This is a genomic window from Leptolyngbya boryana PCC 6306, assembly GCF_000353285.1.
Classification (GTDB): domain Bacteria; phylum Cyanobacteriota; class Cyanobacteriia; order Leptolyngbyales; family Leptolyngbyaceae; genus Leptolyngbya; species Leptolyngbya boryana.
Genome location: NZ_KB731325.1, coordinates 1 through 9,883, shown reverse-complemented (window position 1 = coordinate 9,883; position 9,883 = coordinate 1). Strand labels below are relative to the sequence as shown.

Genomic DNA, 9,883 nt, shown 5'->3' with positions numbered 1-9,883 from the left:
AAATCTGTCCCTGAGGATTCGTTCATTGAGGACTAGGAAGCGAGGTCAGTGCGACAATATGTTAGAAGTCATCTGGCTGTCGCCCGTTGCATAGTCGTCACTGACCTTGCCTATTCTCAGGGCAATTCTGATCTCTTCGGTACTGCCCTTGTCTACCCATAAACTTACTTGAGGACAACAGTATGGGGTAGTCCTAAACAGGTAAGGATAAAATGAAAGCTGATGTTTAGATTTTCCTGGTGTCGCAGTCATGCTTTCTTGTCCCAGTTGCGAGTCCAAACACGTCGTCAAAAATGGCAGAATCCATAACGGCAAACAGAACTATCGTTGTCGAGACTGTAGACGACAGTTCGTGCAAGACCCGCAGAACAAACTCATTGATCAGGCGACTAAAGACTTGATTGATAAGTTGCTGTTAGAGCGGTTGTCATTGGCAGGAATTGCGAGAGTCACCGGGGTTTCTGAGCTATGGCTGCAACGCTATGTGAATGCCAAATATGGTGCTGTGCCGCGACGGGTGAGCGTGAGCGCTAAAAAAAGGGGCGATTAACCATCCAGTGCGACGAGTTGTGGTCGTTCGTTGACCACCAAGGAAACAAGCAGTGGGTTTGGTTAGCGATAGATGCAGAGACACGGGAAATTGTGGGCGTGCATATCGGAAACCGTTCAGAAGTGGGATCTACAGCCTTGTGGCAATCCTTGCCTCCAGTCTACCGACAATGTGCCATCTGCTATACCGACTTCTGGGCAGCGTATGCAGCAGTCTTACCCAGTCAACGGCATCGGGCAGTTGGCAAGGAGAGTGGTTTGACCAACCGGATTGAACGATTCAACTGCACCCTGCGTCAAAGAATCTCTCGGTTGGTGCGAAAAACCTTGTCGTTCTCCAAGAAGGTGGACAATCACATTGGAGCGATCTGGTACTTCATTCATCACTACAATGCATCCTTACCTGGTTAGGACTACCAGAACCCGAAGTTAATGCAATTTTGGTGCGATTCGTTCCTACACGAAAGGCTGAAAAGCCAATAAGGTAGGGCTTCTGAGAGATAACCCAACCTGGGTTGAGTTCGCACTTGTAATCTCTCTCAGATGATAACTTGATGTTCTTATAGGTGATTGCCTCTGACTAAGACCAGACAGCTAATCCTATCCGCCAGGTATAAGGCGTGACAGCATAACTCCCATCTGAACGGTTTAGCGCCAATTGGATGAAGAGGGGTTAAATGTCGGTATCTGAGAGCCTTACTCAGAAATCCCGGCTAGCAAGTGTGCATGGGTAAAGCGGACTGAGTTTGAACGTATGCCTGAACCATCGCAACATTGAACCCAGTGAAATTAGGCTGCAAGGAATGTAAGGCAACGCCTGAATTCCCACAACACTGGAAACAAAAAAGTTACTGGCTTCAGAACCTGTTTCTCAAAATTAAGCAGGTTTTTATACCCAAAGCAAGCCCGGTGGAGAGTACGAACCTAAACACACAATCCAAGAATACCAGGAACGAAGTAACACGACCTGTTTCCACTCCGAAAGGTCGAAGATTCGGAGCAGGGACTAAACCCGAAAGGACAGGCGTGAAGGATGGTCTAAGAAGCCAATGCCTAGAGTAATGTCTAGGATATGCAGACGTAGACCCGATAGTACGGAATGAAGACCCTTTACTAGGAGTAAAGACGATGATGCACCCAGCAATGGGGAGCGATGAATGGAAAAACCTCAACTGGAAACGAATCCAGAAGACGGTTATCGACTCCAAACCAGAATCTTCAAAGCCAAGCGTCGTGGGAATACCAAGCAGGTTCACAGACTCCAGAAACTGTTGATGAAATCTAGGTCGGCTAAGCTCCTTGCAGTCAGGCGAGTCACTCAGGATAACCAAGGAAAGTCAACCGCAGGGATAGATGGAATTAAATCCTTAACCCCTGATCAACGACTACACCTCGTCAACTTCCTGACCCTAAGCGGAAAAGCAAAACCGACGCGAAGGGCGATGATTCCAAAACCCGGAACGACGGAAAAGCGACCGTTAGGAATTCCTTGTATGATTGAAAGAGCAAAGCAAATGCTCGTTAAACTTGCATTAGAGCCTGAATGGGAAGCGATGTTTGAATCGTGTACTTATGGGTTTCGACCTGGACGAGGCGCTCATGATGCTATCGAAGCGATCTTTCTCAGTATCAAGCATAAAAGCAAATATGTCTTAGATGCGGACATTCTGAAATGTTTTGATAAAATCAACCAGGAAAAGCTACTAGAAAAGCTGAATACCTTCCCGAAACTTGCTAAGCAAATCAAGGCTTGGCTGAAATCGGGAGTCGTCATGGAGGGACAGTTATTCCCAACACCAGAAGGGACACCGCAAGGAGGAAACCTTTCACCACTCCTAGCTTTGGTCGCTCTACACGGGTTGGAAACAGCAATCCGAGGAAGCATTCGTCAAAGTATTAAAGCACAAAAACAACTGACGGTTGTGTTCTATGCAGACGACTTTGTAATTCTCGACCCATCACTTGACACAATTCAAAAGTGTAAACTAGCAGCACAAGCCTGGTTACAGGAGATGTCCTTAGAGCTAAAGCCTAGTAAGACCTGCATCTCTCATACGCTCACCCCGTATGAGGGAAAGGTGGGCTTCGATTTCCTCGGATTCAACATCCGCCAATACCTGGTTGGTAAGCATCAATCGGGTCGAAACTGGAAAGGTGAAAGGCTGGGCTTTAAGACGATCATCAAACCAAGCAAGCAGAAGATAAAGCTACACATGGAAGCATTAAGCAACATCATTAAACGGCACAAGACGGCATCACAAGAGGGGCTAATTGGGCAACTGAACCCGTTGATTCGGGGATGGTGTAATTATTACTCCACAGTGTGTAGCTCGAAAATCTTCTCTCGCTGTGATTGGATTCTCCAATCTTCACAGTTGAGAGCTTGGGCAAGATACAGAACCAAAAGATGGAACCTTAAAACCTTTAACCGATATTGGCACAATGTTGATGGCAAGTTGACCTTCTCAACTCAAAGTGGGGTAGAACTCATTTCTCACACTGATACCGCAATCAAACGCCATCTGAAAGTCAAAGGAGATCGGAGCTATTTTGATGGGGACGTAATTTACTGGAGTACGAGACAAGGCAAACACCCAGAAGTACCTAATCGAGTAGCACGACTACTCAAGAAGTATCGAGGGAAATGCCCAGAATGTGGATTGCTGTTTGTAGAAGGCGATCTGATTGAGGTTGACCACATTATCCCGAAACGGAAAGGTGGAACAGATCACTTCGAGAATCTGCAACCTCTTCATCGCCATTGCCATGACGTGAAATCTGCCCGTGACACAATTCACGGCGTAGAAGGTGCTGATGACAACAGCCGGACTGTTGAGTAGCCGTGTGCTGGGAAACTCGCAAGCACGGTTCCGAAAGGGAGGGTAGTAGGGCGACCTGCTACTCGACCCTAACCAACTGGTCTCGTTTGTCACTTTAAAGTTTTTGCAACAGAACCTGATTTTCCGCAGGCTTCGATTGAAGTTGCGGTGCGTTACTGGGAGGTGCTTTGAGGATAGTATCAACTACGGTAAAGGGACTCCGGCAGCTTTGAGTGCCAGTGTGAGAACCAGCTTTGCAGCCTCACTTACGGTTGTCTCACTGGCTTTGTTCGCCATTGCTTTGCCCCACAGGGCTAATCTCTTCTTAATGGCAGGATTTGTCTTGGCTTGGTTTGCCAAATCAGTTGCGACCTGTTGCTGAGAGTCTGCGACGGTTACACCTTGATTCTGAAGTTGTTGCAGTAAGTCTTGAATCTGCTGAGCCGCTTGCGTGAGATCTTGGCTCATGTTGACGTATTGAATATTGCTTTGTTGACTTCCAGATTGAGCAGTATCGATAAAGTTACCAATGTTAGAACCTCGAAAATCGTATTTGGAAGATTGGTTCTCAGCCATTGTTTGAATAACCTTTTCTAAATTCGCATTACTTTGACGCAAGTATTTTACACTGTCTTGGTGTTCCGCTACTCGCTCTTCTAGCTGTCGAATTTGCCCTTCATAAAGTTGTTTTGCTTGACGCTCGATTTTTGCTTTGTCTGCTTCGAGTGAAACTTCCAAGCGAATGATAAAAGCTCCATCGCTTTTCTTTTCGATCGCTTGAATGGAGAGATTTTCATCGCTGTATTGCGATCGTAATTCTTGAAAGGATTGGAAGAAGGCTTTCCAGTCGATCCCATCTCGGAAAATTAAATCAACCGTGTTTAAGGCTTTCTGAAAGAGTGTTGTAAATTCTCCGGGTGCAAACTCGCTGCTGCTCGGTCGGCGCTCTTGTTCATTTTCAAGTAAGTAAACAAACTTGGCATCTACATCTTGCAGATTTGTGGTGCTGTCAATATTCCAGGCTTCGATACACGCACCTGTGAGGTATGCACCTGTAAAATTAGCGCCAATGGCTTGCGCTTCGGTGAGATTCGCGTGTTGTAAATCGGCATAAGTGAGAATGGCTTCACCGAGATCAGCATACTTGAGGATTGCGCCATTGAGTTTAGCGCTAGTTAAGTCTGCGCCTCGGAGATTAGCGCTTTCAAAGTTTTGATTGATGCCTTTGCCTGTGACTAATAGTTCTCGAACGTTGCGATTCGTCAGAATGGAGTCTCCAACCTGAGCGCGGTTCAATTTCTTGGCATCTTTCCAGCAAACTTGAGTCAAGGTTGTTTCTTGCTTGCGGCTATTGGCAAAGTTAGTGTTTTTGAGTAATGCGCCTGAGAATGTTGTACCTGTTAGATCAGCACCCTGAAAGTTGGTTCCTCCCAAAGCGCTAAGCGTAATGCCAAAGCTTCGAGCTAATGCAAACTTTTCATCTTCTTTAGACATCCGCCAAGCAACATAGAAGCTCAGAATCATCGTCAAGACTGCGACTGTAACTGTAACTCCGCCTGCGATTCCGATTACGACGCTGCCTGCGAGTGCGAGTGCGAATGCGAATGCAGCGCCAACTGCGCCTGTGCCTGTACCTGCGATTGCGACTATGCCTGCAACCGCAACTCCGACTCCGACTGCGACTGTGACTGTAAGTAGGGTCGCGACTGCGCCTGCTGCGACTGCGCCTGCGACTGCGCCTGTGACCGTGATTCCGACTGCGATTGCGACTGCGCCTGCGACTGCGCCTGCGACTGCGATTGCGACTGCGACTGCGACGCAGAGCATGATCGTTCCAAACGCTTTAGCTGTTGCGCCTCGACAAGCGATCGCAAAATAAACTGCTCCTAATACGAAGAGAAAGGCTAACCCTGGGAGAATCGTATATTGCTGAATACCTTTCGGTGTGAAGTAAGAGGCGACGATCGCAGCAGTAAAAAATATCGAAACAAAGTTTAGAAGCGCTGAAAGCACCAAAGCACTCACCGCTTGAAGAATCACCCAGCGCTTTCGCAATCCTGCCTTTGCTCCAGTAAACTTTGCTTCTCTCAAAATCGCATTGGTAAACGTTGCTCCTCGAATATCCGCACCCGAAAAATCCGCCCCAGTCAAATCTTGACCTTTGAAATTCCAACCACGCAGATTCTGACGAGAAAAATCGTTCATATCAGGGGCAACGTCAATCATTTCTCTATAGAAATAACATAGAGATCTCTCGGTTGCTTAAGTGTTACAGAAATTACTTTTGTTTATTGAATACCAGTAACCGAAACAAGATCTTTTGAACACTGTATTTCTTGAACACTGTGGCAACTTGCACATCAAACGGCATGGTTCAAAAAGGGCGGTTTTAAGGTAACAGTGGCACGACAAATCTGCTCCTCATTTCGAGGATGATCTGAATCGAAAAGGCTTGTCGAGTTAAGCTTGTCGGAAGAGCTGGAACCCTAATAGTTCTAATCAGTGGAGATGACTCGCACCCATCATCAACTGCTTTAGACTCTTGCCCACCCGTTCTGGAACGGCACTGCGAATGAAACAGCGATGATTTAGGAAAAACTGGAGCAACCCCAAGTGTCGAGTCTCAAATTATTTTGGCTCTTACGCAATTTTAGTGATTTGAGCTTTGAAAGTTCTCTAAACCATTGAACGTACGTTACTGATGAAGCGCGATTGTGCCCCTTTTTGTCGAGTCTGAAATTATTTTTCGTTTCGTCTCAAATTAAATTTCGTGATTAGAACGCTAAAACTGTCACTAGGCTTAGAACTGAGCATCGAGTAGTACAACTTGAGTGAGAGCCGAAGTGCGTCTCAAATTATTTTTCGTAAATTTCTGGAGCAGTTGTCTCAAATTAAATTTCGCGATTTACGAGATATTACGAACAGAGAAATTGTGTAAAGCGCGAGCTGAAGCAGTCTTGTGCGGGTGTAGAGTAACTGCGACAAATCTCAGATTAAATTTCGCAACCATTAGGTAAGGCAATGGAGGAAGTGGATCGATCTGCATCAGTTGCAGACCCCGCATTGGTCTTTGTATGATCGCGCTCATTCACCAAGATTGAGCAGGAGCGCATCAAAGCGATGCAGCAATTGGCGAATGCACCAGATCGTCAAACTTATCTCGCGCTTCAGCAGGAAATCGCCCAGCAATTGAATATGACGGTACGAAACGTGCAGCTTTTGATAAAAGCGTGGCAAACTGAAGGTGTCGATGGGATTGTGCGACAAGGGAGATCGGATCGAGGAGAGCAGCGACTCGATGAAGATTGGAGTGATTACATTCTGCAAACATATCGAGCGGGCAATCGGGGAGGACGGCGCAGGAGCCGTGCCCAGGTTGCTGTTCGAGTAGCAGCACGGGCAATCGAAATCGGAGACTCTCATCCACCAAGTCGAGCGAGTGTCTATCGGGTCTTGCAAAGTGAGCTGGAACGACAGGAAGAGCGATCGCGTTGCCGCTCCATTGGCTGGAGTAGTGAAACCTATAATTCTGAAAACCCGTGAGGGGTTAGAAGTTGAAGGAGCAAGCAGGAGGTCAGAGGTTGCGAGCAATTTTGTGAGATCGCTTCTCTTTGGGGTCGCGCCTCGATCCATATCATAAGCATATCAGATATATATATCAAAATTAGGCAATCTAAATCAACGATTCCCCCTGCATGATTACCTGCCATCTCACTGAATTGGGAAGCAGTCCTGTAGAATTCAGGAATTGATCAATGATCGATTTGAGAATGGGAGCAATTGGGTTACAGACTGGGAATAGTGAACCTGTCCAGGCACAACTCGTGCGAATGCAGCAGCAGCACGTTGATGACTTCGAGGACGTTTGGCGTGGGATATTGCAAACCTTGGGGCAAGACGACGGGTTTTGGAGTTGGGCATGGAAGAAACGACTATCGGTTTTGGATGACCGATTTGAAGCATATGCGGTCGAATATGAAGGCTTAACCCAAGGGTTATTGTGGATTGAAACGCAGTGGCATTATTCGTGGCGTAACCTGGCGCATCGAATTGTATATATTGAAGCCTTAGCGTCAGCGCCTTGGAATCGACGGAGTTTAGATGATCCCCCTTACTTGCGAGGTGTGGGTGCCGCCTTACTGCTTTATGCAAGGCGACGGAGTTATACATTAGGGTATGAGGGACGAGTCGGGCTTCATGCGCTACCCGAAGCGGAAGCGTTTTACCAACGGCAGAACATGCCCGATTATGGGCGAGATCCAGAGAAAGAAAATTTGCGATACTTTGAATACGGCAGATTAACTCAACCACTTTCGGATTGGGGAATGGACGATGAATGAGCGACGACAGCAGCCGATTGAGCCAACGGGGGAATTGATGGACGATCTCACTCATCCCTCGACCCTGGCAGAATTAATGGCGCTAGAAGCAGAGCATGAGGGTGATATTGGTGCAGGATTTCCCGCCTACTCGCGTAATCCGAAACCGCTCACGTCGGAGCAAGTGAAGTGGATGCGGCGCGAAGTGCGACTGCAATCGATGGTGCTGAGTGAATTTGCGGAACTGGTTGAATCGGTGAATTTAGGGGCAGGGAGAGATGTCGCGATCGCAGAAGGTAGACGCCGCATTCGGCAACACCTTGGGAATTTAACCGAGGAGCAACAAAGCTACTTTGCCGCCCTTGTGGATGAAGATCAACAGCAGACCGAAGCCAAGCCGATTCGTGCCCAACTGAAGGCAGTTCTGCGTGAATTATTATCCGAGGCAGAGTGGGGGGAAATTGTCCAACTGGCGACAGCATCGATTCAAGCTCAATGGACAGAATTTCTCCAGATCTCTAAGTCTGCCTAGTCCCTAGACCTGAATTACGAGGGCATTGAGTTTCCATGTTTTCAAGGTTTCCATGTTTTCGAGAGAGAGTTGTTGGGGGTGAATGGAGCTGAGTGCGATTAGTGCAGAGCGCAACTTCGCAGGAACCGCGATTCATGAACCAACCGCGATTGCAAATCAGGAGTTGAATCCATCACGATCAGGTTTACAGGAAAACAGGAGCAAGCAGGAGGTCAGAAGTTCCAAGCAATTTTGTGAAGCATCTGAGCGGCGAGAGCGCGGGAGCAATCGCGTTGTTGAGCGCGTTCAGAGATAACGTCTTCGATGGAGAGTTGATCGGCTTGAGAGAGAACGAGACAGCGAAGCAGGCGAACGGCTAGTTGTTGAAGTGGAGACAGGTCAGGAGACATAACAGAGACCTCTAAGAAAGAGATCAAGATCGAAGCAACAAAACCAGAGCGACAAACTTTCTAGCTGATAGAAACACTGACAAAGCGAGAAGCTAAACCGAAGCAATTAAGGGGAGCGATCGCAGAGGGTGGGGTGCCGTTTCTCATAGACCAACATCCATATCCATATTCATATCAAAACATATCAAACATGCATATCAATATCCAGCCAATCTACGAAAACGAGTAGGCAGAATCAATCCAGTGCGATCACTCAAAATCGAGACTAGGGGCGTTGACTGTGCCAACTAACCAAACGCAAAGGAACGAGTAATTCCAGTGTTTAAGCCGCATTTAACGAGCGATTCTGTTTTCATTCATGGGAACGATAGGGGAGCGATCGTATCTGCGAGTGATGAGAGTTGCTGTCGCGTTCAGCGAAAACTGACACCGATCCTATGTTATTTGTCCTCAGCGCCCAAAACATTGATCAGGTAGGGATTTGAAGGGAGGAGCGCTTGTTAGGAGGAATTAAGAAGAGTCGTCCTGGAGCGATCGTGATTGAGTCTTCTCAAAGCGGGAAACTGTATCCTGGCAATCGTTTTCGAGATTGGAGGACAAATAGCGTGGGATCTTCTAGAAAAAATTCGGACTAACAGCGTGAGATTTTGAGGAGAAGGAGTGGAATGTGGAATAAGGTTCAAATGCCTGTATAGCGCAATTTTTAGCTCTTTCCCCAGCGGACCAATAGCCGCGGGATTTTGGTCAATTATTGGCGAACGCGACATCAATATTCAACGATCGCACCAGCCAAAGTTCTCAATATTCAACGATCGCACCAATCAGATTTAAGTGGGGGTCAGAGCGGCTAACTCCAGAAAGCATCCAGATTATCAACCTAGAACTGTTCAGGACTCAGGCAGCATTCTAGACGTGTCTAAGGGGATGATTGGATAGATGCTCGTGCCAACAGAATGATAGAAATCACTTATGCCATGCAATCTAAATATGTATATCTATAAGCAATCCAAAACTAAATTGGATGATGCAATCAAATATGATATACATACGCCTGATATTGATATAAATATTTAATATGGATGAGCATATCAACAAACGGATTGCATAAGGGGATAAGTGGCTAAAACCTATATATACCAGTGATTTAAGGGGCTGTAGGGATGAGATGCTTGTAGGGATCAACATAGATATGCATAAGAAAATTGTATAGGACCGGATAGATATGGATTGCTTATAGATATGGATAGAGTAGGGATTGCATGAGTGTATGTTCAG

General features: G+C 46.8%; 7 protein-coding genes. 5 read left to right on the top strand and 2 right to left on the bottom strand.

Going from position 1 to position 9,883, the window contains the following annotated elements; all coding sequences use genetic code 11:
* Positions 1-250: 250 nt before the first annotated feature.
* Both LEPBO_RS41970 and LEPBO_RS38860 read left to right on the top strand, forming a co-directional pair.
* A protein-coding gene (locus LEPBO_RS41970) for an IS1 family transposase (RefSeq protein WP_394368081.1) occupies positions 251-960 on the top strand; the annotation gives its coding sequence in 2 pieces (ribosomal slippage) (positions 251-536 and positions 536-960; 711 coding nt in all).
* A gap of 746 nt (positions 961-1,706) precedes the next feature.
* Entirely contained in the window at positions 1,707-3,389 is a 1,683-nt protein-coding gene (locus LEPBO_RS38860) for a group II intron reverse transcriptase (RefSeq protein ID WP_225885756.1), read from the top strand.
* 183 nt (positions 3,390-3,572) lie between these two features.
* Here LEPBO_RS38860 and LEPBO_RS43090 read toward each other — a convergent pair whose 3' ends face one another.
* Positions 3,573-5,594, bottom strand: a complete 2,022-nt coding sequence (locus tag LEPBO_RS43090; RefSeq protein ID WP_017291507.1) for a pentapeptide repeat-containing protein — start codon at positions 5,592-5,594, stop codon at positions 3,573-3,575.
* Between the two features lie 894 nt (positions 5,595-6,488).
* Here LEPBO_RS43090 and LEPBO_RS38850 point away from each other — a divergent pair.
* The 3 genes from LEPBO_RS38850 to LEPBO_RS0131050 all read left to right on the top strand — a co-directional run bounded on the left by LEPBO_RS38850 (position 6,489) and on the right by LEPBO_RS0131050 (position 8,219).
* Positions 6,489-6,911, top strand: a complete 423-nt coding sequence (locus tag LEPBO_RS38850; RefSeq protein WP_017291505.1) for a helix-turn-helix domain-containing protein — start codon at positions 6,489-6,491, stop codon at positions 6,909-6,911.
* Between the two features lie 212 nt (positions 6,912-7,123).
* Positions 7,124-7,708 carry a hypothetical protein gene (locus tag LEPBO_RS0131055; protein ID WP_017291504.1) on the top strand — a complete coding sequence of 195 codons (585 nt, stop codon included), beginning with the start codon at positions 7,124-7,126 and terminating at the stop codon, positions 7,706-7,708.
* Entirely contained in the window at positions 7,701-8,219 is a 519-nt protein-coding gene (locus LEPBO_RS0131050; protein WP_017291503.1) for a hypothetical protein, read from the top strand. Before LEPBO_RS0131055 ends, LEPBO_RS0131050 begins: the two co-directional genes overlap by 8 nt.
* A 212-nt stretch (positions 8,220-8,431) precedes the next feature.
* Here the strand turns inward: LEPBO_RS0131050 and LEPBO_RS43085 are convergent, their stop codons facing one another.
* On the bottom strand, positions 8,432-8,608 hold the full coding sequence (locus LEPBO_RS43085; RefSeq protein WP_154660844.1) for a hypothetical protein: 177 nt from the start codon (positions 8,606-8,608) through the stop codon (positions 8,432-8,434).
* Positions 8,609-9,883: the final 1,275 nt, after the last annotated feature.